Raw genomic sequence first — 25,284 nt, 5'->3', positions numbered from 1 at the left:
ATTTAGCTTTAAATAAGTCGATTATAAATAGCAAGCACGTCATCAGGCTCAGCACGTGAAGAATAATCTTCTTCAATAAAACGAAACTGAATAACTCCTTTTTTATCAATAACAAAGGTAGCTGGTACCGGAAGATTGAAAGTTGGCGTGCAATGTCGTTCAGTTAAGTTGATATCCCACTTTAACAATTGCTGTTTCATCGCATCATCCGTTTTCCAAACTAACCCTAACTGCTCAGCAAAACAAAGCCCAGAATCAAATAAAAGTGGAAAGCTTAAGTTATTTTCAGATTGCATTGATTTTGCGAACTCGGGTTTTTCAGGTGTTATCGCAACTATATTTAAAGTACTTTTGCTTTTTTCAAAATACTGCTGCCACATTTGTGTTTCTAATACACAATAAGGGCACCATCCACCGCGTACAAAGGTCAGAATTAAGGGGTTATCTTGAATTAGTGCTTTGCTATTAAACAATTGGCCATTGATGTCAGCCAGCTCAAATGATGGAAATGTTTGGCCTACTTGCAGCACTGATTTTAAAGCTGAGTGTTCTTGAAACAAGGATATGCTGCGATTTATAGTTTCTAATATTTCGACTGGCGTTCTTGTTTTAAAATCACTTTTATAGGACGCGAGCTTTTTTGATAATGAAGACATATGGATTATTTATAAAACTACGATTATTGTTTTGTATAGATAACAACCCCGTAAAAAGCAATTGGTCATACATACAAAAAAGCGAGGCAAATGCCTCGCTTTTGATTTCTATTTTATTTATACAAACATTCGTTAAAACGCTAGTTTATTTAAAATATCGTCTTCGACATTTTGTGAAAGCGTTACTTTAAGCTTAGGAGTGCGTTCCATTTCGCGTTTGATTGCAAAGTTAGCTTCTTCGTTACGTGCCCAGCTGCGACGTGCGATGCCATTGTTTACATCAAACAGTAGCATTGATTTTAAGCGACGCTCGGCATCGTCACTACCGTCAAGTAGCATACCGAAACCACCGTTGATCACTTCGCCCCAGCCAACGCCACCACCATTGTGGATAGACACCCAGGTTGCACCGCGGAAACCGTCACCAATCACGTTGTGAATAGCCATATCTGCAGTAAAACGGCTACCGTCGTAAATATTTGATGTTTCACGGAATGGTGAATCTGTGCCTGATACATCGTGGTGGTCACGACCAAGTACCACTGGGCCAATTTCACCGCGCGCAATGGCATCGTTAAAGGCATTTGCAATCTTAATACGACCTTCAGAATCGGCATAAAGAATACGCGCTTGTGAACCAACCACTAACTTGTTTTCTTTCGCGTCTTTGATCCATGTGATGTTGTCTTGCATTTGTTGCTGAATTTCTTCAGGCGAGTTTGCCATGATCTCTTCAAGCACTTTTGCCGCAATTGCATCGGTTTTATCTAAATCTTCAGGCTTGCCAGAAGTACACACCCAGCGGAACGGACCAAAACCATAGTCAAAACACATTGGGCCAAGAATATCTTGCACGTATGACGGGTATTTGAAATCGATGCCGTTTTCAGCCATGACATCGCCGCCAGCGCGTGATGCTTCAAGTAAAAACGCATTACCATAGTCAAAGAAGTAGGTGCCTTTTGCTGTATGTTTGTTCACAGCATCGGCGTGTCGCTTAAGCGTGGCTTGAACTTTTTCTTTAAATACTTCTGGCTCTTCACGAATTAAGCGATTTGATTCTTCATAGCTGATATCAACCGGGTAGTAACCGCCTGACCAAGGGTTATGAAGCGACGTTTGGTCAGAACCTAAGTGAATGAAAATGTCTTCAGCTAAGAAGCTTTCCCAAACATCAACCACGTTACCAATAAACGCAATCGACACTACTTCTTCGCTTTCTTGCGCTTTACGCACACGTGCAACTAAATCTGGCATATTATCAATCAGCTCATCCACCCAACCTTGTTGGTGACGCTTAGTTGCCGCTTTCGGGTTCACCTCAGCACATACAGTAATACAGTTAGCAATGTTACCCGCTTTTGGCTGTGCACCACTCATGCCGCCAAGACCGGCAGTTAAGAAGATCTTACCTTTTGGTGATTCGCCTTTGTTAAGTACTTTACGGAATGCATTCATCACCGTAATGGTTGTACCGTGAACAATGCCTTGTGGGCCAATGTACATAAATGAACCGGCAGTCATTTGGCCATATTGTGTTACACCTAGCGCATTAAATTTTTCCCAGTCATCCGGCTTTGAGTAATTCGGGATCATCATACCGTTTGTTACCACTACACGTGGTGCATCTTTCGATGATGGGAATAAACCCATAGGATGACCTGAGTACATATGTAGCGTTTGGTCTTCTTCCATTTCGCTTAGGTACTTCATCGCAAGTAAGTACTGCGCCCAGTTTTGGAATACCGCACCGTTACCACCATAAGTGATAAGCTCTTCTGGGTGCTGTGCGACTGCTGGATCAAGGTTATTGTCGATCATGAGCATGATCGCCGCAGCTTGCTCGCATTTTGCAGGGTAATCAGAAATTGAACGCGCTTTTAGCTCATAGTTAGGCTTAAAGCGGTACATATAAATACGGCCAAAGTCTTTAAGCTCTTGTGCAAATTCTTCAGCAAGCTCCGCATGCCACTCTTTCGGGAAATAACGTAGCGCATTACGCACAGCAAGCTGTTTTTCTTCTACCGATAAAATATCTTTACGCTTTGGTGCGCGGTTAGCGCCTGCAGGATATGCTTTAGGCGCAGGCAGTTCGCTTGGGATACCCTGTTTTATGCTGTTTTGAAATTCTTGTAAGTTCATGTCAGTTATCCTTAATTAAGCGTAACAGTAAATGCCTGAGATTTTACAAATTCAACCATGGCATCAATATCAGGCTTTAATAGTCTGTCTTCTTCTAATTTCGCAACCTTAGTACGAATGAGTGCATGATTTTGTTCAATAATATCTGAACAAGTATTAGGGCGTCTAAAGTCAACGGCTTGCGCTGCGTACATTAGCTCAATTGCGAAGATTTTCTCAAGATTACCAAGAATTTGGTTAAGCTTACGGCCCGAAATACTGCCCATAGACACGTGATCTTCCTGACCCATAGAGGTTGGTACACTGTCAGCTGACGGTGGGAAACACAGTGATTTGTTTTCGGTAACAAGTGCCGCTGTGGTGTACTGCGGGATCATCATGCCTGAGTTTAGGCCGCCAGATGTAGTGAGTAGGCGCGGTAGGCCGTGTAAACCTTCAAGTAATAAATAACAGCGACGGTCTGAAATATTCCCCAGTTCAGCAGCGGCAATTGACGCATAATCAAGTGCCATAGCAAGCGGTTGACCGTGGAAACTACCGCCCGAAATTGCTTCTTCCTCACTAATAACAATTGGGTTATCAGTGACCGAGTTCATTTCAATTTCAACAAGCTCTTTTAAGTGATTGTAAGCGTTGCGAGATGCACCATGCACCTGTGGAATACAACGTAAAGAATATGGGTCTTGAACGCGGTCACAATCAGTGTGATCTGCCATATTTTGCGAATCTTTAAATAGACGACGCATGCGCGTTGCTACTTCGACATTGCCAGCAAAGGCACGAATTGCATGTAGCTCTTCTCTAAATGGCGATTGACTACCTTGCATACCTTCAATACTCATCGCACCTGCCACATCAGCAAGATCAAGCAGGTAACGCATCTTAGTTAGGCCAGTAATACCATGCGATAAAATAAACTGTGTACCATTAATTAAGGCTAAACCTTCTTTAGCATGAAGATCCATTGGCTCTAAACCATTGTCAGCAAGGGCTTTCGCCGCAGGAACAATGTCATCACCTACCCAAAACTCACCTTCACCTAAAAGTGGTAAGAATAAGTGCGATAATGGCGCTAAATCGCCCGATGCACCCACCGAGCCTTGCTCTGGTACGACTGGAATTAAATCAAGCTCAATAAACTTAAGCATACGCTCAACGGTTTCTAGGCGAATACCCGAGAAACCTTGGCTTAACGCGTGCACTTTAGTGATCAGCATTAATTTAGAAATCGATTTAGCAATTGGGTTACCAACACCCACAGCGTGAGTGATCAGCAGGTTTTTTTGTAATAGGTTTGTTTCTGCTGGGGTAATTTGCGTATCACACAGAGGACCAAAGCCGGTGTTAATACCGTAAACTGCTTTGTCTGATGCGGCCATTTTGTCAACGCGTTGACGGCTGGTATTAATTTTATCAATCGCCTCAGCGCTAAGCTCTGCTTTAACACTGCCATCGGCAATGCCATTTACAATATCAATATTAAGGCGATCTACGCCGTATTTAAACGTCATTGTTGTCTCCTAACGTTTTTTCATCAACTGTGATGATTAATCAATAGAGTAATGTTAGCTTGCGACCCAAGTTTTATAAATGCATAATTATCGATGCTTATTCCGATATTATCGAACTAAAAAACAAGGCTAAAAAAGATGCAAATTCATGACGTTGATCTGCGCCTATTGCGCATATTTGTTGCAATTGTGGAATGTGGCGGGCTCTCTGCCGCAGAATCTCGACTGAATATTGGCCGCTCTACAATCAGTTCACATTTATCGGATTTAGAAGTGCGCCTTGGCATCAAACTATGTAAGCGCGGACGCAGTGGTTTTGAACTGACCGAGCCTGGCCGTATTACATACCAAGCAAGCCTTGAGTTATTACAGCAGTGCGAAGCGTTTGCCACCACAGTTGCAGGCTCTAAGAATGAGCTATCAGGCCGCGTGACAATTTCGGTGATTGATACCATGGTAAGCGATCCACGCTGCGGCATTAGTGAGGTGATCCGCGAGCTAAAACAAAAAAGCGATAATATTCAATTTGATATCAATGTGTGTGAGGCGCGGGAAGTAGAAACTTCTGTGGTAAATGGTCGCTCGCTGGTGGGGCTGGGCGTAAGTCGCCATCATTTGCGTGGTTTAGATTACTTCCCGCTACATAACGAAACCAACTATCTATATTGCGCCAAAGGGCATGCCCTTTTTGATTGTAAACCGAATGAGCGGAATAAATTATTGAAGCAAGCCGAAGTGATTACCTCAAACTATATGCGGGATAAAGAAGTGCGCAACGATGGTCTTAATTATCAAAATAGTGCAACGGCGTATCATGATGAAGGTATCGCACATTTGATATTATCGGGTGCCTTTATTGGCTATTTACCAGAGCACTATGCAAATTACTGGGTTGATAAAGGGGTATTCAAAGCAATTCACCCCGAAAAATATCACTATCAAATCCCTGTAATGTTAATCACTAAAAAAATGAGCTCAGTTTCGCCGCTTGCCAAAGCACTTGTCGAAGAGATTAAACGCTGCCATCAAGCCTATTAACGACAGGTTATTTAAAACATGTTTTAAAGCCGCTTATATTTGAGGTTTACACTGATAAAATAAATACTTTATATGCACTTTTTAATGCCGCTTATCACATAATTGTTTGTTTTTTGTGAAATATATGTAATTTTAGGTAATAAATTCAAAAACAATAATTAGGCAAAATAATGAAGTTGCTTTTTTTTGCATCACTTTTGACAGCGCTGTCTTATGTACATGCAAGCGAAAATAACATAGAACTTATAGAGCATTGGCTTGAAATAGAAAGTCAAAAAGGAAAGTTACAACTTGCTTGGCAAAGTAACGAGCAAGCCTTGAAAAATCAGCTTGTATTGCTTAATCAGGAAAAAGCGTCATTAAAAAAACTATTAAAAAACGCAAACGCAGCGAGAAGCGAAGTTGATGCAAAGCGTCTTGCGCTTACCGAGCAGCAAGTACAGTTCGAGAGTAATCAAACCACGATACAAAAAGCGTTAGAAAAAACATATCTATTTGCTAATCGCATTGCGCCTCTGCTTCCGCCGCCAATTCAACAAGACTGGCAGTCTAAGTTGAACACCTACCAACAAACATCACTTTCGAATAGTGAAAAATTGGAAAAGCTCCTAAGCATGTTCAAATCTGCTGATGAGTTTAATCAACGCATTGCAATCAACAATACCAGTATGACAATACCCAGTAATAATGGCTCTGACGAACTTTTAGTCAACCAAATGTATTTAGGTCTTTCTTACGCATGGTATATCAGTAAAAACAATCAATCTGTTGGTGTCGGTCGCGTAGAACAAACAGGTTGGCAATGGTATCACGGTAACGATGCCTTACAACTAGTAGGTGAACAATCACAAGAGCAACTTAGAGACAAACTACTAGAAATTCAAAATATGCTTGAAAAGCCAACTAATGCATTTTTTATTCAAGCTCCGCTAGCAATTGCGCCGATTAAAAAGGAGTTATTGTAATGTTACGATTGATCTTAGGTTGTTCATTTTTACTGTTAGCATTCAACGGTCAAAGCGAAGAAGCGATAAATCAGCAAATAATTAATAAAATTGCGACGTCAAAACAGCAATTAAACCAACTAGAAAACCAGATTAATAACAGTACGCTAAGTTACCAAAATAAAATAAATAAGGCACTTAACGAAGTAAAAGCACTTCGAAAACAAGCTGCTGCAATTCAGCGAGTAGCCGACGAACAAACATTAAGTGTCGAAAAATTAGCTGACCGCGTTGTTAAATGGCAAGCACAGGATAATTACCAAAAATTATTACTACAAAGCTATTTTGAACAAAAAGGCGAACTACTTAGTAACTATCGAGATAGCAATGGCGACCTAATTATCTCAGACACGATATTTTCGAAGCTAGAATCTCAGTTAACGAATTCACTCATTCCAAGCTGGCAACAATCACAAATTGTTGACGATATGGGACAAGTAAATCAATTTAATAGGTTAGATTTGGGCCCTGTATCTTTAGCATTTAACGCAGATATTAATAAAGGTGGATTAATTGAGCACAGTGCAAATCAGGCAATGCCGAACCTTGTAAAAGGGGTTTACAATGACCAAGACATCGCACAATTACAGCAGTTAAAGCAAACGGGTTTAGCCCAAATCACATTTGATCCCACATTAGGTAACGCAGCAAAACTGCAACAAAATAAACAAGGTTTAATTAGCCATATTGAAAAAGGCGGAGTGTGGGCTTTTCCAATTTTATTCTTTGGTGGGCTATCGCTGATTGTTGCTTTAATTAAAAGCATTCAGCTGTTTAGTTTACCTAAAGTACGACTCGATTTTATCGACCGTGTAAAACAGCATGTCGTAAACGATACGAGTTACCAACAGCTATTTTCAAAAACAGAATTACAGCTTATAGATATCGCGAAAACCCATCCCATCTCAGATAAACGTGATGACCAATTAGTCGCATTTTTAATGCGTTATCGCTATCAGGTTGAAAACTATTTAGGCATCGTTGCCACATCGGCGGCTATTGCTCCGCTATTAGGGTTATTGGGAACTGTGTCAGGTATGATCAATACCTTTATGATGATGAATACATTCGGTACCGGAGATGCAGCAACAGTCTCTGGTGGTATTTCTGAAGCACTGGTGACAACAGAACTAGGCTTAATTGTCGCAATACCATCGCTAATTTTAAGTGCACTTCTTAGCCGCAAAGCGAAAAGCCATAACGCACGATTGGAAACCAGCGCAGTTCAACTAAGTAAACACGCGTTTTAACAATATGAGTGAAATATCTGTTTACCTAAAACTTTTCAATAATGCTGTAGTGTGGGCGCTACTTGCTGTTGCATTTTTTAGCTATGGAAAATTACTTTCTTTGTTGTTTTTTATGCAAAAAAATCAGCACTGGTATGCACGGTGTCAATATTGGTTAGGTTCATTAAAGACGCTACTTGCGTCGCTTCCTTTACTGGGCCTATTAGGCACCATCAGTGGCTTGCTCAGTACCTTTAATTTTATGTCGATCAATAACGGGCTGGACATGCAAGAAATGGTCAGTGGCGGCATAGCTACAGCAATGTTTACCACACAACTTGGGCTGGTATTTGTGGTGCCTGGCGTATTACTTCACAGCTTGTTAAAAAGCAAAACAGTAACTTGGAAAGTGGAGGAAAAATGCGCTCATTAATCGAACAAAAAATTGAAGAATCAAAAAGCCAAGATATCGACCTTGCACCATTACTTGACGTTGTTTTTATTTTATTAATTTTCTTTATCGTCACTACCGTATTTGTTAAAGAAACGGGAGTCGAAGTGGATAAACCAAGTGCAGTTTCAAGCCAGCAGCTTGAAAAGTCAGTACTTATGTTAGCAATTACCGAAACCGGGCAAGTGATGTATGCCGGAACAAATATCGGCATTGCAGGCGTCCGTTCAACGTTGATGCAAGCCGACCGCACGCAAACAAAACCTTTAGTTATTCAAGCTGATAAGCGTGTTCCAACTGAATTGTTAGTGAAAGTAATTGACCAAGCCAAGCTTGCAGGTATTGACAGTATAAGCTTAGCGACAGAGGCAATGTAAATGGCTGTGCTTACCCACACTGATACAACAACTGATACAACACTTAAAATGACAGCGAATACAGTGCTGCCTTGGCTAATTAGCATCTCTATGGTGACGCTGCTCGTAATATTACTGCATTATCTAAAACAAACCCCAAAGCAACCCGAGCAAGTTTTATCTGTGCGTAAAATAGATGTCGCCTTGCCTACTCCACCACCACCTCCGCCGCCACAGCTAAAAACATCAGCAACAAGCAGTGAAGTCGCCCAAACAAGTCTAAATATCGCAGGGTTAGGGGCCGGCCCAAAAGTCAATTATGCCGATAAGCCCCGAATGACACTCGCGAAAGTAAAGTCGCTAGATGTGCCAACCTTCACTATTGATGCAAATATTATAAAACAGCGCCTTGCGCTCGATATGCCGTTAATGGCAGTAGAAAAACTAGACAGTGTACCCAAAGTGATAAAACAGAAATTCTTCCCTATCCCCAAATCTGTGCGTAAAAAAGGCATAACGCGTGTTTCGACTGAAGTTGAGCTAATTATTGATCAATCGGGCAAACCTTTCGTCAAACGTATTACTGATTCTGTTTACCCTGAGATGGAGGAAGTTATCCGAAACTGGGTTAATCAAGCGAGATTTAGTATCCCTAAAAAAGATGGTCGTCCAGTACAAGCAATTTATCTTTATGGCATTCATTTCAACCACGGCAGATAACCCATGAAAACAATCAATAAAATTATAATTGCCGCAAGCTTTTCGCTAACAACAGCACAGATTAATGCGGCGACTAACGTATTACCCAATGAATTCCAGATTGAGGTAGATCAACCCACATTCGTTTTGCCACAATTTTCTGGTCCATTTAGGGAACGAGAAGCAACCGTAGCACCAGAAGAACTTGAAACAGCAGAAAGGCTTCGCTCAATGCTAGATCAAGGCAAAAAACAGGCAGTACTCAAAGAGCTTGAAGCTTTCTACGATATAGAGCTCAGTGTCGCGATGATAATGCTTAAAGCGCAACTATATTTTGCTCTAGAAGAATACTCAAAAGCTGAAAAAGCATATCAGGTAGCTCTAAACCGAAGTCCACAGTTAGTGCGTGCTCATAGTGACTTAGGGCAGCTTTTCCTCATTCAAAAGCAATATAAGAAAGCGCGCAGTTATTTTGCGAAAGCAGTGGCATTAGGCGCTAATGACGCTGTAATTTATGGTCAACTTGCCTACTTAAATTTAACCCAATTTGGCGCGTATGCTGCTATAAGCGCATATCAACAAGCATTAGCCATTGAACCTGAACGAGAGCAATGGCAACAAGGTTTATTTGTTGCACTTACCGAAGCAAAAATGTATCAAGCTGCAGAAGCTTTACTGTCAGATCTTATTGCAAAATCACCAAATAAAAGTAGTTTATGGTTAAACCAAGCAGTACTAAAACTCGAACAAAATGATAGTCTTGGTGCACTTAGTGCGCTCGAATTGGCTATCTTATTAGGAGATAATCGAGAATCTAATCTAAAGACTGCTGCACAACTGCATTTACAACTTGATAGCTTTGACAGGGCTGTTGAGTTAATTAATACGCATTTATCAAACTACAAACTTGATCTAGCAAGCCTAAATACCTATTTAACTTGGCTCTCACAGCGTGGACTCAACTCGCAAAGCCAGCACATTATCGATACTCTTGAAACTAAGTTCGCTACTTTCGATAACAAAACCAAAAGTGTAATACTGCTGCACCGCGCGAAGATTTCACAAGAAAATCAACAACTCGAATCAGCTAAAAAGGACTTTCAGCAAGCACTTAACTTTAATCCTAATCATGGTGAAATGCTCATTGCTTACGCTGATTTTTTAGCGAGTCAAAAGCAATTTACCCAAGCTGAAACGTTACTCTTAAGGGCTGAGGCGTTAGACAAAACACAAAAACAAGCCATGCTCAGCAGAGCACAAATGTATGTAGATCTGCAAAACTTTGCAGCTGCCTTGTCCGTGTTAAAAAGTGTTGCTACACGCTATCCGTCAACCCAGGGGATCAGACAGCAAATAGACATTTTAGAGAATATTCTAATTACAAAAGCACAACACACACAAAGTTAGGGACAGAAAATGAAAACTAAAATAACTACAATTATATTACTCGGCCTATTAACGGGCTGTGCTTCAACAGATGAACAAGCGATCTGTAATGCCAATACCGATTGGAAAACACTTGGTTATGAAACAAGTCAAAGTGGTAAAAATGTTCGCAAATTTGATAGTTACCAAACCCAATGCGGTAGCAATATGCCAGGTGATGCGAAAGAGTTATTTATCACAGGCTACACTAATGGCTTAAAAGAATACTGTATGTATGAGAATGGCTATAAACTCGGTCAAGAAGGCCTACAAACAAATGAAATTTGTCCTTTTGAAATGCGCTCTGCATTCGAAAAAGGTTATAAAATTGGTAGCAAAGAACGAAAAGAGAAACAGCTTAATGCCGAGCGTCAACAACGAGAACTTGATAGAGCGAATCAACGCAAATTAACCGAAGCGATGGAACGATAAGAAGACCCTATCCTTAGTGTCTGTGTATGTATTAACACAGACACTACCACCTAATCGAAACTAACTGCTTTTACTCTTATATTTGATTTTTTAGCGAAAACTCATCGGCTCCTAGAATTCTTGCCTCTATCGCTTTGATGTGTTTTTTATCGGCGCGACGCCATGCTTGTGGAATAGCGTAAACCCCGTTTACATAATCAAGAAAACGTTCAATTAACCGTGTATTAGGTTGCCAACTGTTGATTTCTTTCAATTGTTCAACAAGTTGTTGCTGCGAATTTGCGGGTAATACCATGCCAGGCAGAGCGTAACAGGCATTACCTAGCGTAATAAGCTTACCGCCTAGCTGCAAGGTTTCTAATCCAACGGTTGAATTAATGGTAATTGTCGCCTCAGCCCGTTTTATCAATTCCGACGCTTTTACGCCATTGGCAAATATCGCTTTATCATGTGCTTTATGTAAATGCGTGAATTTTTTTGGCCAGTTAGGGTGCTCTTTAAATACCACTTTAAGGTTACTTTGTGGCAACGCATCAATCGCTTGCATTACTTGCCAAAACAGCTGCTCCATACTCTTGATCCAGGGTGAATGAACCACTACTTGAGTATCGTTTGGTACTTGAAATGGCACAAAAATATAGTGTTCAGGAAGTGCTACTTCCGCGCTATCGATAGTGCGATTTTTATGGTTTTTTGCTTGTTCTATCGCTGCGAGTGCAACCCCTGAAAGTTCCCGTTCTAAATAAAATTCTGGCAGCTTTGGCAAACTCGATAAATAGTTTACTCCCTTGGGATCTAAGCATGTAGTGTTAGGTACTAAGCCATTTTCAAAAAACATTACCGGAATATTTAAACACTCAGCGGCGCATACCACAGTTTGATTTGGTAGCTTTTTACCGTTCCAAACAACCACTTTATCTGGCTGCACTGCTTGAAATAAATCGATAAATTTTAAAAAGCGTAACGTTTCTACTGCTTTTAAGTACCCACGAAATACCTGACAAACAAGCTTTGATGAGAATAATGCGGGATGACGCGCTTTTTTCCTTAATAAATGATGCGCTAACATTTCATTACTATCAAAATTCGCCAAATGTTTTGTGTGTTTCAACGCCCCTAAACGCGGCCAACCAGTTACATGAAGTTGCGCGTCTAGGTTCAGCTTACCTACTAATTTTCGGTAATATTTAGCATGACTGCTATTTCGAGATACAAATAAAATACGCATAAAAATAAAGAATCTGACTTTTTAGCGCAGTGTATGAAAGAAGTGTGACGAAATGATTAAGCTACAAACGTGTAAAACGGAATTACTGTAACTGACGCTAGACCTCGAAAATTTAAATCACATGGATATAAAGTCCCCAATACTCTCCTGACTTTACTCAAAATATATATCGCATTGAATATCAAAAGTGTTTCACAGTAAAAAGCGATGTATTTCGTAGTCGCCTCTGTGTTACAAAAGGAATCAGAATAAGTAAGATAAACGATCTTTCAAATCAGAATTAAATACTTAAACAAATAAAAGGCTCTGTATGATCTATGCAATGTTTGGAATGGTTTTATTAACGTTTGCCGTTGGTATTGTGGCCGTTACCACTCGTATTAAAAGCGTTAAAAATGGCAGCGTGAAAATTAAATATTATCGCACAATGGAAGGCCAAGACGTGCCCGAAAAATTAACCACATCAACGCGTTGCTTTAACAACATGTTCGAAGTACCGGTATTATTTTATGTTGTCTCTACCTTGTTTGTGAGCCTAGAAATTACGAATGGCTTAGCGCTCACCTTGGCTTGGAGTTTTGTTACTTTTAGAACGTTACAGGCCTTTGTACACCTTACCTATAACAATGTACTACATCGCATGTTAACGTTTTGGGGTGCTGTGATGTCAGTGCTGTCAATGTGGGTTATTTTGCTCATTCAAATAGCGTAACCCGTGCAAAGAAACAAGGAGTACTAATGCAGACTAATCTACAATTTCCAAATTTAGACACATCACGATTAACACTAGACACACTAACAATCGATGATAACGATAGGTTATTTTCGATTTTTTCAGATCAAGCTGTGGTTAAGTTTTATAATATTGAAGCATTTACATCCAAGCAGCAATCTCTTGATTTAATAGATTTCTTTAATCAACGATTTAAACAGCAGGAGGGCATTCGTTGGGCTATTCGCCTCAAAGAAACTGGCGAGCTAATTGGCACATGTGGTTTTAATTCGTTTAATTCAAAAATGCACAATACAGTGATTGGTTATGAATTTGCTAGTGATCATTGGGGAAAAGGGTATGCCACCGAAGCGTTAAACGCGATTATTACACTAGTTTATTCAGACAACTCACCATTTGGTGAACTATATCGCATTCAGGCTGATACCATGTTGGGTAATGGCGCGTCTGAATCAGTGCTTAAAAAGCTTGGCTTTAAACAAGAGGGGATCCGCCGTGCAAGTGGTTTTTGGAAAAACCAATATCACGATTTAACGTGCTTTGGTTTACTAAAGCCCGAGTTTACGCCACGTTAAATAAGAGCGGCCAGAAAGCTAACTCGGGCCGCAATTATCATCAAAGATTAAGCGCTTTTATTAATCGCGATCATCCCAGTCATGATCATCAAATTTTTTACGCTTATTTTTATTGTCAAATTTGGCTTTCAGCTTATCGCGCTTTGATTTTCGGCCAACTTTTGTTTTTTCTAAATAGCTATCTTGTTGCAAACTACGCTTCATCATATCCCTCAAATGAATAATGTTGTTCTGTACGTGAACTATTCGCACTGGCTCTGTGCGTTACGCTGTGAACAGCTTTTATGTATTTTCGCCAGAGCTTTACTTCATAGCTGTTAGAGGCAATATTAGACTGCATACAGGCCACAAATTCCGATTCAGCAGCAGATTCAGGATTTAAATTACCTGCGCTTAGCCCATTCAATGTGTCACCGTATTCAACTAAAAAATTAGCCTCAGAAATAGTAAAAAAGCCAGAACGCTCAATGCCACCGGCAAAATGCTCATCGTCATAAAACTTTCGTCGTCCAGCGCGGATCGTGTTTGTCATAACAATATTCTCTTATATTTGGGGCTGTTATTCGGCGATAAAACTAGCCAACAAATATGAAAGATAAATGACACTTTTAAAAAACATTCAATACAGTAAATATGGCGTGAACGCGCATAGTTGGTCAAAATGACAAAGTTCGAATGGCAAAAATTACTAATAATTCGTTTGATTGTTTTCTTTATTTTATTAAATAAGAATAAAACCTTATTATTCAATTAGTTAAATTTTGGCCTAGTGATTGCTTTAAATTGCTATTAGTCACTCAACACGACAATGAATAATAAAAATAATTCATTAGAAGGGAACATCATGTATAGAACATTTTCAGCAATTGCCATGGCAACACTGCTTTCAGGTTGTATTGTGCATATCGGTGGAAACACCAATTCTGCAGATACTCACATCGAGCGAGAATTAGTGCTAAACGCAAGTCAATTGTCTACACTTATCGCCGAAACTGGTGCTGGGTCACTTAAAATTATAGGCTCAGACAGCAGCGATAAAATTACAGTGAATGCCGACATTTATACCAGCGAAGATCTAAATTACGAACTTTCTTTAACCCAATCTGGTGATACTGCAAAACTCGTTGCAATACACGATATTCAAGATGGTTTACGTATTCACATCAACCAAGGGCATAGCATCGACCTTGTCATCACCATGCCAAGCAAGCTAGCACTCGAACTCGATGATAGCTCTGGCGATGTTACAATCAACGGCTTAAGTAACACCATTAAGGTAGACGATAGCTCTGGTGACTTAACCATTGATGGCGGTAAATCAGTATACGTCGACGACAGTTCTGGCTCACTTTACATAAGCAATATTCAAGGTGACGTTGAAATTGACGATGGCTCGGGTGATACCCAGGTTGAAAACACCAAAGGTGCAGTCACCATTGAAGATGGTTCAGGTGATTTACTTGTTAGAAATGTTACGGGCACAGTTAAAGTAGATGATGGCTCCGGCGATATTACCGTAAACGGTGCGGGTGGATTGATTGTTGAAGACGATGGTTCTGGCGATTTAAATATCGATAATGTAAAAGGTGAAGTTAAAATCGATTAAACGGGTTCCACTAACTAGCAGGTGAAGTGTAAACCCCCTTTATACTATTTCATGCCTGTTGTGCTGTTAGGTTTGCTCCATTTTATCGTTCAAACCTAACAGCCAAGTTATTATAAATATACTAAAGCAAGCGTTTCGCGCACTAGAACAATCCCAAAACGAGTAAGGTTTGATATTAAACCAACACAGTTACATAGTTTGCATTTTTATTGTGTACGTTTTTTTCGTTTCTCTTTTAAAAGTAAAGCCACGCCTGCGCCATAGAATACGGTGAAAAAACAGAAGCCAAAACTCAACATAACATACCTAAAAATATCACTTTCAGCGGCATAACCACTTAAAATCCATGATAAAGAAAAAGGTAACACCACAATAGACACACCTCCACCACGAGCGGCCTTTTCAAATAGCGATTGCAGAGGTGAACAAAAATAAATAAGTACTGGTAAAGCTGTTAAGCCTATCATTACAAGTTCAAATTCTGTAAAGCTATCCATAATTCACAACTCCTTTAGTGAAATAAATACTTATCAAATGATAAGGTGTTTGTAGTCAAAACCGATGAAAATCACTTTTAAAAAAGCAAGTGTATAACTAGCTAATATGCAAGATATACTCATAATATCTCGCGTTTACAATACATTAGGTAGTGATTAATCCTATTTTCAAGTCTTTTACTCGTAAACTTTGCCTTTATGTTTAAGCCATCCGTGAGCATGTTTATTTCGCGGATCTTTGTGTGTCCAGTGCATCACGCCACCTTTTTTAGTCCACTCATATTCACCGTAAAACTCTACCTTATCACCCACTTTTAAGTTCGAAATGCGCGGCGCTAAATCAATATTATGTGCAACGAGTAGGGTTTTTAGAGCGTGGTAACGTTTACAGTCTGTTTCTGCAGCAGTTTGTTTGACATTTAGACAAGGCAGAGCGATTGTGGTGTAGTTATTCTACATAAATGAGCGATAACGCAGCATAAATGCCAAACACGCGCTGCCTGTAAGGTTCAACCCAAACCGTTATGCTCTTTGTTGCCACTTTTTGACTTAGCCCACTAGGCCTACTAAGCGACGCCGCGATCAAAACGGTTTGGATTTGAACAGAATTTAGACCGTAAATGTCACCACGCTCTAGCTAAACGCAAAATAAATTTTTGGTGTCTTGAGCCATTATTATCATCAGGCAAAACACGTAACACTGTGCCTGAACCTTTAACTTGTATATCACTTTGCTGATTTTTATAAGCGTTACTGAGCTGACGATCATTTGCGTGTAGGTTGATAGCGGTTAAGAAAAAACCAACTAATAAAAGGGCAGTGAAGTGTTTCATTTTCAATCCTTTGAGTTACTACTAGAAAGAGTGAGTATAAAATTAATGTGCTTTTTGACGAAGCCTGTTTGTTGGCCTTTGCGTTTCAAAAATCCAGAAATTACATTTAAAGTTTAACTGTCAACAAAGTTATTTACTGAAAATGACACATTATTGGTGGTTTTGGCAAACCATTTAAAACTGTAAAGGGGATTTACACTTCCCCTTAGTACTTTTATAACTTACTCACTTTGCTCAAAATTTAATTCAAGTTCGGCCTTCTCAATGAGTTCTTTTGGCAGTTCTTTTTGTACAGCTACGCCTAGTTCTTTAAATTCAGCAGCTTGTTTAATTAAGTTACCTTTGCCAGAGTAAAGCTGTGCAAATGCGCGGTCGTAACCTTCTTTTGCTTTATCAAGAGTTTTACCAACGCCTTGCATACTGGTTAAAAAGCCATTTAACTTAGTATAAAAACGTTCTGCACGCTGCGCGAGTTCAGCGCTATGCTTACTTTGCTCTTCAAAACGCCATAATTGGCGCACAATATTCATGCTTGTTAAAAGGGTCGTTGGCGTAGCCACTAAAATATTCTTTTCGATAGCACGTTGATAAAGGTCCGGTTGGTATTTCAATGCTTCAACATAGGCCGATTCAATTGGCATAAATAAAATCACCACCTCAGGTGAATTTAAGCCTGGTAGTTTGTCATATCCTTTACTTGCAAGTTCCTCGATGCGTGCATTTACGGCCATTACATGTTGTTTTAATGCTTGCTCTGCAACCAGTTCATTGTCTGCATTTACATATTGAGTGTAGGCATTCAACGACGTTTTAGCATCAATGACCAAATGACGCTTTTGTGGTAAAAATACCACCACATCAGGTCGGTAATTTCCTTCCAACGCTTTAACATGAAATTCGCGTTGGTAGTCGTCACCAACGCGAAGTCCGGCACTTTCTAGTACATTCTCTAGCATTAATTCGCCCCAATTTCCTTGGGTTTTCTTTTGTCCTTGTAATGCAGTTGTAAGTTGCTCAGCCTGTGAAGTAATGGCTTGATTCAATTTTTGCAAATGCACGAGTTCTGTTTTTAGTTCTGAGCGCTGTTTTAATTCTTCGCTATGAATGGTTTCAACTTTTTGTTTAAAGCCTCTGAGCTCTTCTTGCATTGGCTTTAGTAAGTTAGACACGCTCTCTTGGTTTAACGATTTAAACGCTTGTCCTTTTTCTTCAAATATTTGATTAGCAAGCAATGAAAATTCTTTTTTAAGTTCAGTTTTAGCATCTTGTAAGCTCGCTAATTGCTGCTGGTAGCTGTGTTCACGCTCAGTAAGGCGTGTTTGCAATGCACTGTACTTAATACGCAGTTGATTGGTGCGTTCTTGCTCTTGTTGCCAGTTGGTAAAATTTTGATCTGAGGCTTTTGCAAGATCTGCCAGTTTTTCTTCTAATCCTGCTTTTTCTTGTAAATACTGGGCTTGTAGCAAAGCAGTTTTGTTTTTAGAACGACCTACAGTCACCAAAATAGTCACTAAAAACACCACAAAAAGACATAAAAACGCTGTGATCACTATTTCAGGTTGGTTTAACAAGGCTTGCATAAGCGATTCCTATTTGAAAAGACGTGATTAGTATACCTTTTTTGCCATTTATGCCGCACACAAATCAATTATTTACATCACTACCTGTAAAACTTTTTTACACCCACATTGCCATTGAGTAAGTAAAAAAGTGGTTTATTGGCTAGTAAAAAAGTGATCTGTAAACATCTTTTACAGGTCAAAAATCAGTCTATTTATTTTTAAATAAAAGTTGGCTTTAATAACCTTAAGCAAACGAATTGAATTATAAAAAGGCTTTATTATGAATACATTAGATAATTTTTTAAGCGCACAAAACGGCTATAAAAAACTCTTAAAAGTAGAGCAGCAATTAATAAAAAGCGCAGTAAAAGAGTACCAAATTTCAGAGTTAGTAAAACAATGTTCCGAAGCGAGAACAGCCCGAAATCAGCAGCTTTTAGCCTTATTGCAAAGTAACGCTCTGGGTGCGGTTACTTTTGTTGGTATATTAATGATCCCATATTTAACCCTTATGGCTTTTTAATATGCGTTTAGAATTAGTTAATGTATGGTGCAAGCAGTTTTCGACATTCAGGATCGATCACGATTTGCTGCTGCTCAGCGGCCGCTTGGTAAATATCCAGTCGTAAATGTTGTAGCAAATATTTTAACAAAGCGGCGCGAGTTTTAAGTGCTAACTTTTGCTCTGTCATTTGGTAATCGTGTGCAATCACCTTTTTTTGCAACTCAGTTAAACGGTGATCCGGACACACCACGAGCGTAACTTCAGTTTGCCACAGCGTATCATGCGCTTCATCAAACGTGGCTTCTCCCTCAAATGCGAATTCTCCGGAAAAACGCGACAACACAAAATCGCGATAGTCTTGGTTTTTCTCGCAAAACGCACGAACATGATAACGTGTACCATCAAACACTAAGCTGTGGGGCTGAATAATTCGGTCTTCAAATTCAGGGCTAGAAAGTGAAATATAGCCGATATCTAAACGCAATTGATAGCGGATTGCTTGCAGGATAGGCCTGACTAATTGCGGGCTAATATTGCGGTGTACCTGCGGTAATGTTTCAACAAGCGATGTCACCGCATGCTCGCCTTGAGTGTTAAAAAGCGCGTGATAGCTTGAGAATTCTAAATCAATAAATTGCGGCGTAAAATCGGCATTGGCAATGTGTGCACGTTGCTGACTCACAAACTCAAATCCAGTTGGATTAAGCTGCTTGTATTCTGAAATGTATTTTTGTGCCGTGGGGCGGCTCGTTTCAAAGTAATCCATAAGTTGGCGAGCATTTAGCTTACCTTCCCATAATAAAAGCGCTTCAATTACTTGATAGCGTTTTATATCTTCCCAGCGCATTGTGTATGCCTTTGATGACGCAATTTTTATTATTTGAAACTATTTTGACCAAATAAAATGAAAAAAGCCAGCCACATTGTTTAATGGGGCTGGCCAAAAATTACTAACTTAGTAATCAACGGGAAATCATTTAATCCAGGGATGGATTGAGACAACAACAGCAAAGTCAACATGTCATCTGTAGTAATAGACTTACCGTTTTTCGTTAAGTTCAAATTTATTTAAAAAAATTACGATCCAATTAATTGCAGTAGATCTTGTTCACTAAAATCAGAAAAACCGTGGCTATTGCTATCGAAAAAGCGCTCGGCTAATGCGGCTTTTTCTTGCTGCATGCGCTGTACTTTTTCTTCAATACTGTTTTGGCAAATCAGTTTATAAACAAAAACCGGTTTATCTTGGCCAATACGATAAGCGCGGTCGGTTGCTTGGCGCTCAACCGCTGGATTCCACCAAGGGTCGTAGTGAATTACGGTATCAGCAGCGGTTAAATTAAGCCCTGTACCACCGGCTTTTAAGCTAATTAAAAACACGCTGACATCGCCTTGCTGAAACTTATCAATGGCTTTTTGACGATGGCGAGTTTGGCCTGTTAGTAGGCTATAATCGATACCAATTTCGCTAAGCTTTTGCTCAATAAGCGACAGCATGCTGGTGAATTGGCTGAAAATAATGACTTTTCGCCCCTCTTTTAACATTTCAGGCAGTGTATTAGCTAAATAGTTTAATTTAGCGCTGTTAATTGCTTCGTCTGGATCAGTAGACTTACTGATTAGTCGCGGATCGCAGCATATTTGCCTAAGTTTTAATAACGACTCTAAAAACAGTAGCTTACTAGCTTGTTGCTCACCGGCTTCAAAGATCGATTTAACTTTTGATTCAATTTGCTCACTGACTTTTTGATATAGTGATTTTTGGCTATCGCAAAGCTCAATCACTTTTACCATTTCCGACTTAGCTGGAAGTTCTTTAGCAACTTCCGCTTTCGTTCGGCGCAGTACATATCCGGCAATAATGTCGTTTAATTGCTCGGCGCGATACGCATTGTTTTCTCTCTCAATGGGTTGTTGAAAATGGTTTTTAAAATATGCGGTACTGCCAAGTAACCCCGGCATAGCAAAGTCAAATAACGATTTAAGTTCAGATAAATTGTTTTCTACCGGCGTGCCACTTAAGCACAAGTGAAAATCACCTTTCAATGACTTAGCAAAGCGCGATACTTTTGATTGGTAGTTTTTAATGGTTTGCGCTTCATCCAAAATAATATTGCCAAAGTGCATCTGTAAATAGTGTTCATGATCGCGCAATAACAATGGGAAGCTGGTGATGACCACATCGGCCGTTGCCGCTTTAGCTAACAGCTTTTTACGATTCGCGCCTTGAACGGCAACCAGCTTTAAATCAGGTGTAAACTTTTCAGCTTCAAGCAGCCAGTTGTTTACCAAACTGGTTGGGCAAATAATTAAACTAGGCAAAGTACTGCGTTTTGCTTCTTTTTGGCTGAGTAAGAAGCTAAGTACCTGAATCGTCTTACCTAAGCCCATATCATCAGCCAAAATGCCACCTAGACCGTGTTTCTCTAAAAACTGTAGCCAAGCCAGACCTTTTAACTGATAGTCGCGTAGCGTGGCGTTTAGGCCGTTTGGTAAGCTTGCCGTAAGACTGCTCTCACTGTGCTCTAGATAAAACAATTCAGATAGTTGCTTATCTTCGATGATAAACATTGCGCTATCGCACACACGCAGCAACGTAAGCGCCGACAATGGCAAGGTAAAACGCTTAGGCCAGCGTTTTTCACCATAATACTGATCAATCACCTGTTTTAGATTTAGCGCATCGCTGCGGCTTACCACAAGCCAACGGTCTTGGTGATAGTTTATGTAATAATCTTTGTTCGCTTTGTTATTGATTAACGCCGCTTTTTCTCGCAACAAATTAAAATCAAGTACTAGCTGATCAACCGAGAAATTAACATCAAGTTGCAGTTTGTTATTTGCAACACGCGATAAATTGGCAACTAACTTTGCCTCTGACGGCATGTGTAACTTTTTAGTCGGCTCGCTTACTTTCCACAAATGACTCTTTAGTTCATCGCATACTTCATTGATAAACCAGTGCCATTGCACTTGGTTTTCATTGGCCGGTGGAAAACGAAAGTATCGCGTATTAGCTTCGCTAGAAACAAGCTCTAAGCCATAGTTGTTAAGCTGATTAATACACGTGTTTTCAAACGCGCCATTGTGCACGGCTGTTTTGTAATTAAAACTAAGGGCGAGTGTTGGCAGTTCGTCCACTAATTCAAAACGTAAGCAAGGCTGTGGGGTGGTTGATTGGCTGTCGCTGTCAACCAAATAGGGCACAAAGCCAAAACCGTACAAACCGTTAAGTTTATCCTGTGCTTGGGCGTAACTGCTTTTTTCAACCGCAGGCATGGTCAGTAATAAGCTCATTTCGTCACTGGCAAGACTGGTATCTATTTCACCAACTTGTTTTGTTTCTAAATCAACAAAATAGGGTGGTGTGGTCGGTACTAATACCCAATTTTGGTGAGTATTAATGCTTAATTTAAGTTCAGCCCCCAAATCGTTTTCTTGCCAATCTATAGCCAGTGGCTCTTTATGAATTAAGCTAAGCGGAGTGCGCTCATCGCCCCAATAACAGCGCTTAGTTTCAACGAGTTTTGCCAGTGCCAACGCGCCCCATTCACCATGTAGCGTCAGTTTACCTAACGTATTTTGCGATCGGATCCAACTAAATAGTCGAAAGTCTTTTTCATCGAGATCTTTTGGTGTGACCTGCGAGCTCAGTTGTTTGGCTGTAAGTGCACGACCTAATCCGTACTGATTTTCGCTACGCGGGGCGATTTTAGGCAATAACACGATGTCGTCGCCATTTTTCTCTAAACTAAATAACAGCACATTAGGCGCGTGCTTTTCAGATTTTGATTTCAGCGACTCTAACCGCGTAAACCAGTCATGCAGTAAGTAGTTCTTGCCAAATTCACCCGAGTGCTCGGTTTTTAATGATAAGAACACTGCCGCAATATGTTCGCATTTTTGCCCTAAACGACACGAACACGATGTGGTTACTTTAGGTTGGCCATTAAGTTGTTTGATGGTTGCTTGTGGGTAGAAAGTCTCGCCTTCTTGGTTAGCTACTTCACCATTGATTGATTTAAAGCCTTCGGTGGCCTCACGCCATAAGACAAGGTCATGACTAAGGTAATCTTTCGCTTTATTGAACACTGCAGGCTTAAAAAAACGTTTTAAGAATGACTCAGTTAGTGGAAAACTGGCCAGCTCCTCGTTTTTTATTTCATCAAATAAGGCGAGTAAATCGTTTTTTGACAAGCGCTGTGACATATCGGGGCTATAAAAAATCAATAATTCTGCCAGTATATGGTTATTTAGCTTGCGGGCAAAGCGAATTCTGGGGATTTATGACGAATTTATGATATCGATTAGCGAATGGTTAAAAATTGACATCAAAAAGCGCGCTTACAGGGCTGTAAACACGCTTTTAGTGTAAGTGACTACTCGTTATTGCGAGTTGTACTTGGTTAACGTTAGCAACTAACCTAGTTAAAGTTAGCAAGTAGCTTAGTTAATTGCTCCAAACGTTTGTCGGTCAGTACGCGATTATCAATTTTAATCACGACATCACCGCTCTTTTCGTGTTTTTGCGCGCTAATGTAGCTATTGCCCATATCGATATTTTGACGAGCGCTTGATTTAACAGGCTCTGCGTACGTTAATTCACGAGTAATTGCTAGAGCTGTTTTATCATCAGTATCAAGCGCGAGTTCAGCTAAACGCTGTTTAACGTCAGCCACTTTTTCTGCAAATTGTTGCGGATCTTTTTCGCGGGCATCAATTAACTTTTTAGCGACTTCGCGGCCTACATGGTTTGCAGTAGGGTAAAGCGATAATACTTCTTGTGGCAGTTTTTCATAGGCTTTCAATGCATCAGCTATCGCTGTGTGCGAAACACCTTCAATTTCAGCCAGTTCACGGTAAGAGCCTTTACGCCCTTCAGCAATTAAATCGTGTTTTGTTTGTGCGTAAGCTTGGCCTAGTTCCCATAAACTTGGCGCAATGTACTGATCAGATGACACCGCTAAAATTTTCGCATCTTCATCTGTAAAATCTGGCGAGCTGAGTACCAGATAATCACTGCCAGAGATCATACACGCTTTACGACGACGCGATCCTGCCAGTACCACTTCTTGTTCACCTTGTTGCCAACAAAGGGCAGGGTGTTGGTTGCGGCCATCACTTTTGATACTTGTAATAATATCAGCGACTGACTTTTCGTTCAGTAACGCTTGTACACGGCGGTTTTTACCATAAACGTCTGTACTTTTTGCAATATCTGCATTTTTGATCAGTTTGCAGTACAGTTTAATTTCACGGTTAGGATCCGATGGTGCAGGCATAGTGATCTGATCACCGGCTTGTGCGTTTTCTAATAAAGCGTCTAAACTGCTCGACTCCACTGTTGTTGCAAATGGATCGATGCGAGTATCATTCTTACGTTTCTTTGCCATTGTAAAACCTAAATTAAGCTGTTTCTAACTGACATTGTGTTGACGACCAGTTTGAACGGATCAACATTTCTAGTTCATCAACCACATCTTTGATGTTTTCTTGTGATTTTATTAAAGACTCGCGACTGGCGAGACTGTCAGATGTTTTTTGATCGAAAATTGTATTGAAAGACGAGGAACTTGCGGTAATTGCAGAGCTATGATTAATCGGATAACTCATCACCTGACGGCCAAACGCACTACGTACATCTTTAACAATATCGCGCTGTGAGTGATTGCCTTTGACATAGTTAGTTACCAAGAACTGCATAAAGTCCCAACCGTTATGACCCAATGCCGCAACCGTATGATAAATTTCACCTAAACGCTTTAAGTACTTGTTGTTAGCGTCAAAATCGACCGCTTCTGGGTGAACCGGTATTAACATTGATGTTGATGCCATTAATGCGTTGTAAAACATAAAATTAAGTGATGGTGCTGTGTCGATCAAAATAATATCGAATTGATCTTCCACGGGCTTAATCACTTTATCGAGCAACTTATGATAATGCTGTGATTCTTCATACCCTTTGCCTTCTTTTAACTCTGTTGCAGTTTCGTGCTCAAAGTAGAAGTCGTCCATACCTGACGGTAAAAAGCGAATATTGGGGATATGCGTCGGCGCAAATGCACTTGATACTACATCAGCCCATGTCTCACCGTCTTCAAGATCAATACAATCACGCATCAGATCGCCAACGGTAATTGGCTCAGGCTCTGCTGGTGGAAAGAAGCTTGTAGAGGATCCTTGTGGGTCAAGATCAATAATACCTATGCGGTAGCGTTTAATATTTGTTGTTGCTAATGCAGCAGCAATATTAACGAGACTTGTGGTTTTACCACAGCCACCTTTTAAGGAGTTAACAACAATAACCTGTAATTTATCACCTTCAGTGCGATTATCTGCAGGAATACCTAAGATATCGGCCATTTGATAAATATTACTTAGTGTATAAGCATAATGACCATTTGCTCCTTTCTTAATATCAAGGTGGTCAAAATCGCCTTGGTCATGACGACGTTTAAGCGTGCGGTTGTTACATCCTAATAAGTCCGCAGCTGCTTTTTGCGTATACGTTCTTAATTCTTTTTCATCTGTCTTAATATGAGCGCGATAATGTTGAATACGCCCTTCAAGAGATTCCTCAGCTACTTTTGCAGTGGCCTTTAATAGCTTATAGGTACTTAACGCATTTTGAGTGATTGTCATAGCTAAACCTTAACACTTACGTGTAATATGCAAATGTCCATTAAATTTGCTGTTTTCACTATTCTATGACGACATCGTTTTAATTGAAAGAAAAAAATACTGTTTTATTGCGTGATAATTTTACTTAAAGAATAAAAAATAAGTTTAAAGGTGGTTAAAT

At 40.0% G+C, this 25,284-nt stretch carries 25 protein-coding genes and 1 pseudogene; 12 read left to right on the top strand and 14 right to left on the bottom strand.

The annotated features are described in order from the left end of the window. Nucleotides 1-8: 8 nt before the first annotated feature. The 3 genes from PSPO_RS14630 to hutH form a co-directional block, all read right to left on the bottom strand. The gene (locus PSPO_RS14630) at nucleotides 9-656 is read right to left on the bottom strand and encodes a peroxiredoxin-like family protein (RefSeq protein ID WP_010558420.1); all 648 of its coding nucleotides are present in this window, start codon (nucleotides 654-656) and stop codon (nucleotides 9-11) included. 132 nt (nucleotides 657-788) lie between these two features. Next, a complete protein-coding gene (locus PSPO_RS14625; protein ID WP_010558421.1) occupies nucleotides 789-2,798 on the bottom strand; it encodes a urocanate hydratase in 2,010 nt (669 codons plus the stop codon). Nucleotides 2,799-2,809: 11 nt separating this feature from the next. Continuing rightward, nucleotides 2,810-4,309 carry a histidine ammonia-lyase gene (hutH, locus tag PSPO_RS14620; protein ID WP_010558422.1) on the bottom strand — a complete coding sequence of 500 codons (1,500 nt, stop codon included), beginning with the start codon at nucleotides 4,307-4,309 and terminating at the stop codon, nucleotides 2,810-2,812. Nucleotides 4,310-4,447: 138 nt separating this feature from the next. On the opposite strand from hutH, the gene PSPO_RS14615 reads away from it, so the two are divergent. The 8 genes from PSPO_RS14615 to PSPO_RS14580 all read left to right on the top strand — a co-directional run bounded on the left by PSPO_RS14615 (nucleotide 4,448) and on the right by PSPO_RS14580 (nucleotide 10,943). Next, the gene (locus PSPO_RS14615) at nucleotides 4,448-5,347 is read left to right on the top strand and encodes a LysR family transcriptional regulator (protein ID WP_010558423.1); all 900 of its coding nucleotides are present in this window, start codon (nucleotides 4,448-4,450) and stop codon (nucleotides 5,345-5,347) included. A gap of 170 nt (nucleotides 5,348-5,517) precedes the next feature. Further along, on the top strand, nucleotides 5,518-6,312 hold the full coding sequence (locus tag PSPO_RS14610) for a DUF3450 family protein (protein ID WP_010558424.1): 795 nt from the start codon (nucleotides 5,518-5,520) through the stop codon (nucleotides 6,310-6,312). Continuing rightward, a complete protein-coding gene (locus PSPO_RS14605; protein ID WP_010558425.1) occupies nucleotides 6,312-7,601 on the top strand; it encodes a MotA/TolQ/ExbB proton channel family protein in 1,290 nt (429 codons plus the stop codon). Before PSPO_RS14610 ends, PSPO_RS14605 begins: the two co-directional genes overlap by 1 nt. Before the next feature lie 4 nt (nucleotides 7,602-7,605). Then, nucleotides 7,606-8,013 carry a MotA/TolQ/ExbB proton channel family protein gene (locus PSPO_RS14600; RefSeq protein ID WP_010558426.1) on the top strand — a complete coding sequence of 136 codons (408 nt, stop codon included), beginning with the start codon at nucleotides 7,606-7,608 and terminating at the stop codon, nucleotides 8,011-8,013. Continuing rightward, nucleotides 8,001-8,408, top strand: coding sequence for an ExbD/TolR family protein (locus PSPO_RS14595; RefSeq protein ID WP_010558427.1), 408 nt, complete (start codon nucleotides 8,001-8,003; stop codon nucleotides 8,406-8,408). Before PSPO_RS14600 ends, PSPO_RS14595 begins: the two co-directional genes overlap by 13 nt. Continuing rightward, complete coding sequence (locus PSPO_RS14590; RefSeq protein ID WP_010558428.1) at nucleotides 8,409-9,107, top strand: energy transducer TonB; 699 nt, start codon at nucleotides 8,409-8,411, stop codon at nucleotides 9,105-9,107. A gap of 3 nt (nucleotides 9,108-9,110) precedes the next feature. Continuing rightward, nucleotides 9,111-10,493, top strand: a complete 1,383-nt coding sequence (locus PSPO_RS14585) for a tetratricopeptide repeat protein (RefSeq protein WP_010558429.1) — start codon at nucleotides 9,111-9,113, stop codon at nucleotides 10,491-10,493. A gap of 9 nt (nucleotides 10,494-10,502) precedes the next feature. Beyond that, on the top strand, nucleotides 10,503-10,943 hold the full coding sequence (locus PSPO_RS14580; RefSeq protein ID WP_010558430.1) for a DUF2799 domain-containing protein: 441 nt from the start codon (nucleotides 10,503-10,505) through the stop codon (nucleotides 10,941-10,943). Nucleotides 10,944-11,019: 76 nt separating this feature from the next. Here the strand turns inward: PSPO_RS14580 and PSPO_RS14575 are convergent, their stop codons facing one another. Beyond that, nucleotides 11,020-12,171, bottom strand: coding sequence for a capsular polysaccharide export protein, LipB/KpsS family (locus tag PSPO_RS14575; protein ID WP_010558431.1), 1,152 nt, complete (start codon nucleotides 12,169-12,171; stop codon nucleotides 11,020-11,022). 310 nt (nucleotides 12,172-12,481) lie between these two features. Here PSPO_RS14575 and PSPO_RS14570 point away from each other — a divergent pair, with 310 nt between their 5' ends. Next, nucleotides 12,482-12,883 carry an MAPEG family protein gene (locus PSPO_RS14570; protein ID WP_010558432.1) on the top strand — a complete coding sequence of 134 codons (402 nt, stop codon included), beginning with the start codon at nucleotides 12,482-12,484 and terminating at the stop codon, nucleotides 12,881-12,883. 26 nt (nucleotides 12,884-12,909) lie between these two features. Continuing rightward, nucleotides 12,910-13,479 (top strand): GNAT family N-acetyltransferase, encoded by a 570-nt coding sequence (locus PSPO_RS14565; protein WP_010558433.1) that lies wholly within the window; start codon nucleotides 12,910-12,912, stop codon nucleotides 13,477-13,479. Between the two features lie 60 nt (nucleotides 13,480-13,539). Here the strand turns inward: PSPO_RS14565 and PSPO_RS21685 are convergent, their stop codons facing one another. Together PSPO_RS21685 and maoP are read right to left on the bottom strand one after the other, a co-directional pair. After that, complete coding sequence (locus tag PSPO_RS21685; RefSeq protein ID WP_158523453.1) at nucleotides 13,540-13,686, bottom strand: hypothetical protein; 147 nt, start codon at nucleotides 13,684-13,686, stop codon at nucleotides 13,540-13,542. Continuing rightward, the gene (maoP, locus tag PSPO_RS14560; protein ID WP_010558434.1) at nucleotides 13,673-14,011 is read right to left on the bottom strand and encodes a DUF413 domain-containing protein; all 339 of its coding nucleotides are present in this window, start codon (nucleotides 14,009-14,011) and stop codon (nucleotides 13,673-13,675) included. The genes PSPO_RS21685 and maoP overlap by 14 nt, the downstream gene beginning before the upstream one ends. A 312-nt stretch (nucleotides 14,012-14,323) precedes the next feature. On the opposite strand from maoP, the gene PSPO_RS14555 reads away from it, so the two are divergent. Continuing rightward, on the top strand, nucleotides 14,324-15,085 hold the full coding sequence (locus tag PSPO_RS14555) for a DUF4097 family beta strand repeat-containing protein (RefSeq protein ID WP_010558435.1): 762 nt from the start codon (nucleotides 14,324-14,326) through the stop codon (nucleotides 15,083-15,085). A gap of 206 nt (nucleotides 15,086-15,291) precedes the next feature. Here the strand turns inward: PSPO_RS14555 and PSPO_RS14550 are convergent, their stop codons facing one another. The 4 genes and pseudogenes from PSPO_RS14550 to PSPO_RS14535 form a co-directional block, all read right to left on the bottom strand. After that, a complete protein-coding gene (locus tag PSPO_RS14550; RefSeq protein ID WP_010558436.1) occupies nucleotides 15,292-15,582 on the bottom strand; it encodes a hypothetical protein in 291 nt (96 codons plus the stop codon). A gap of 177 nt (nucleotides 15,583-15,759) precedes the next feature. Next, a pseudogene (locus PSPO_RS14545) lies at nucleotides 15,760-15,951 on the bottom strand (DUF3465 domain-containing protein); the annotation flags it as partial. Between the two features lie 254 nt (nucleotides 15,952-16,205). Next, nucleotides 16,206-16,415, bottom strand: a complete 210-nt coding sequence (locus PSPO_RS14540; RefSeq protein ID WP_010558438.1) for a DUF3465 domain-containing protein — start codon at nucleotides 16,413-16,415, stop codon at nucleotides 16,206-16,208. Between the two features lie 221 nt (nucleotides 16,416-16,636). Next, entirely contained in the window at nucleotides 16,637-17,995 is a 1,359-nt protein-coding gene (locus PSPO_RS14535) for a DNA recombination protein RmuC (RefSeq protein ID WP_010558439.1), read from the bottom strand. 262 nt (nucleotides 17,996-18,257) lie between these two features. On the opposite strand from PSPO_RS14535, the gene PSPO_RS14530 reads away from it, so the two are divergent. Beyond that, nucleotides 18,258-18,500 (top strand): hypothetical protein, encoded by a 243-nt coding sequence (locus PSPO_RS14530; protein WP_010558440.1) that lies wholly within the window; start codon nucleotides 18,258-18,260, stop codon nucleotides 18,498-18,500. 13 nt (nucleotides 18,501-18,513) lie between these two features. Here PSPO_RS14530 and PSPO_RS14525 read toward each other — a convergent pair whose 3' ends face one another. From PSPO_RS14525 to PSPO_RS14510, 4 genes are all read right to left on the bottom strand, one after another. Next, the gene (locus PSPO_RS14525; RefSeq protein WP_010558441.1) at nucleotides 18,514-19,329 is read right to left on the bottom strand and encodes a BrxR family transcriptional regulator; all 816 of its coding nucleotides are present in this window, start codon (nucleotides 19,327-19,329) and stop codon (nucleotides 18,514-18,516) included. A gap of 230 nt (nucleotides 19,330-19,559) precedes the next feature. Continuing rightward, nucleotides 19,560-22,712 (bottom strand): DEAD/DEAH box helicase, encoded by a 3,153-nt coding sequence (locus PSPO_RS14520; protein ID WP_021033047.1) that lies wholly within the window; start codon nucleotides 22,710-22,712, stop codon nucleotides 19,560-19,562. A gap of 194 nt (nucleotides 22,713-22,906) precedes the next feature. Continuing rightward, the gene (locus PSPO_RS14515; protein WP_010558443.1) at nucleotides 22,907-23,875 is read right to left on the bottom strand and encodes a ParB N-terminal domain-containing protein; all 969 of its coding nucleotides are present in this window, start codon (nucleotides 23,873-23,875) and stop codon (nucleotides 22,907-22,909) included. A gap of 13 nt (nucleotides 23,876-23,888) precedes the next feature. Beyond that, nucleotides 23,889-25,124, bottom strand: coding sequence for an AAA family ATPase (locus PSPO_RS14510; RefSeq protein WP_010558444.1), 1,236 nt, complete (start codon nucleotides 25,122-25,124; stop codon nucleotides 23,889-23,891). Nucleotides 25,125-25,284 lie beyond the last annotated feature (160 nt).

The sequence above is a fragment of the Pseudoalteromonas spongiae UST010723-006 genome (assembly GCF_000238255.3).
GTDB classification, from domain to species: domain Bacteria; phylum Pseudomonadota; class Gammaproteobacteria; order Enterobacterales; family Alteromonadaceae; genus Pseudoalteromonas; species Pseudoalteromonas spongiae.
The sequence above is the reverse complement of the archived record's forward strand: the minus strand, read 5'-3'. Positions and strand labels throughout refer to the sequence as shown.

What these genes read in the sequence shown, in the direction of transcription:
- PSPO_RS14630 (WP_010558420.1), bottom strand. Translation starts at nt 656, where the DNA reads ATGTCTTCATTATCAAAAAAGCTCGCGTCCTATAAAAGTGATTTTAAA.
- PSPO_RS14625 (WP_010558421.1), bottom strand. Translation starts at nt 2,798, where the DNA reads ATGAACTTACAAGAATTTCAAAACAGCATAAAACAGGGTATCCCAAGC.
- hutH (WP_010558422.1), bottom strand. Translation starts at nt 4,309, where the DNA reads ATGACGTTTAAATACGGCGTAGATCGCCTTAATATTGATATTGTAAAT.
- PSPO_RS14615 (WP_010558423.1), top strand. Translation starts at nt 4,448, where the DNA reads ATGCAAATTCATGACGTTGATCTGCGCCTATTGCGCATATTTGTTGCA.
- PSPO_RS14610 (WP_010558424.1), top strand. Translation starts at nt 5,518, where the DNA reads ATGAAGTTGCTTTTTTTTGCATCACTTTTGACAGCGCTGTCTTATGTA.
- PSPO_RS14605 (WP_010558425.1), top strand. Translation starts at nt 6,312, where the DNA reads ATGTTACGATTGATCTTAGGTTGTTCATTTTTACTGTTAGCATTCAAC.
- PSPO_RS14600 (WP_010558426.1), top strand. Translation starts at nt 7,606, where the DNA reads ATGAGTGAAATATCTGTTTACCTAAAACTTTTCAATAATGCTGTAGTG.
- PSPO_RS14595 (WP_010558427.1), top strand. Translation starts at nt 8,001, where the DNA reads ATGCGCTCATTAATCGAACAAAAAATTGAAGAATCAAAAAGCCAAGAT.
- PSPO_RS14590 (WP_010558428.1), top strand. Translation starts at nt 8,409, where the DNA reads ATGGCTGTGCTTACCCACACTGATACAACAACTGATACAACACTTAAA.
- PSPO_RS14585 (WP_010558429.1), top strand. Translation starts at nt 9,111, where the DNA reads ATGAAAACAATCAATAAAATTATAATTGCCGCAAGCTTTTCGCTAACA.
- PSPO_RS14580 (WP_010558430.1), top strand. Translation starts at nt 10,503, where the DNA reads ATGAAAACTAAAATAACTACAATTATATTACTCGGCCTATTAACGGGC.
- PSPO_RS14575 (WP_010558431.1), bottom strand. Translation starts at nt 12,171, where the DNA reads ATGCGTATTTTATTTGTATCTCGAAATAGCAGTCATGCTAAATATTAC.
- PSPO_RS14570 (WP_010558432.1), top strand. Translation starts at nt 12,482, where the DNA reads ATGATCTATGCAATGTTTGGAATGGTTTTATTAACGTTTGCCGTTGGT.
- PSPO_RS14565 (WP_010558433.1), top strand. Translation starts at nt 12,910, where the DNA reads ATGCAGACTAATCTACAATTTCCAAATTTAGACACATCACGATTAACA.
- PSPO_RS21685 (WP_158523453.1), bottom strand. Translation starts at nt 13,686, where the DNA reads ATGATGAAGCGTAGTTTGCAACAAGATAGCTATTTAGAAAAAACAAAA.
- maoP (WP_010558434.1), bottom strand. Translation starts at nt 14,011, where the DNA reads ATGACAAACACGATCCGCGCTGGACGACGAAAGTTTTATGACGATGAG.
- PSPO_RS14555 (WP_010558435.1), top strand. Translation starts at nt 14,324, where the DNA reads ATGTATAGAACATTTTCAGCAATTGCCATGGCAACACTGCTTTCAGGT.
- PSPO_RS14550 (WP_010558436.1), bottom strand. Translation starts at nt 15,582, where the DNA reads ATGGATAGCTTTACAGAATTTGAACTTGTAATGATAGGCTTAACAGCT.
- PSPO_RS14540 (WP_010558438.1), bottom strand. Translation starts at nt 16,415, where the DNA reads ATGAAACACTTCACTGCCCTTTTATTAGTTGGTTTTTTCTTAACCGCT.
- PSPO_RS14535 (WP_010558439.1), bottom strand. Translation starts at nt 17,995, where the DNA reads ATGCAAGCCTTGTTAAACCAACCTGAAATAGTGATCACAGCGTTTTTA.
- PSPO_RS14530 (WP_010558440.1), top strand. Translation starts at nt 18,258, where the DNA reads ATGAATACATTAGATAATTTTTTAAGCGCACAAAACGGCTATAAAAAA.
- PSPO_RS14525 (WP_010558441.1), bottom strand. Translation starts at nt 19,329, where the DNA reads ATGCGCTGGGAAGATATAAAACGCTATCAAGTAATTGAAGCGCTTTTA.
- PSPO_RS14515 (WP_010558443.1), bottom strand. Translation starts at nt 23,875, where the DNA reads ATGGCAAAGAAACGTAAGAATGATACTCGCATCGATCCATTTGCAACA.
- PSPO_RS14510 (WP_010558444.1), bottom strand. Translation starts at nt 25,124, where the DNA reads ATGACAATCACTCAAAATGCGTTAAGTACCTATAAGCTATTAAAGGCC.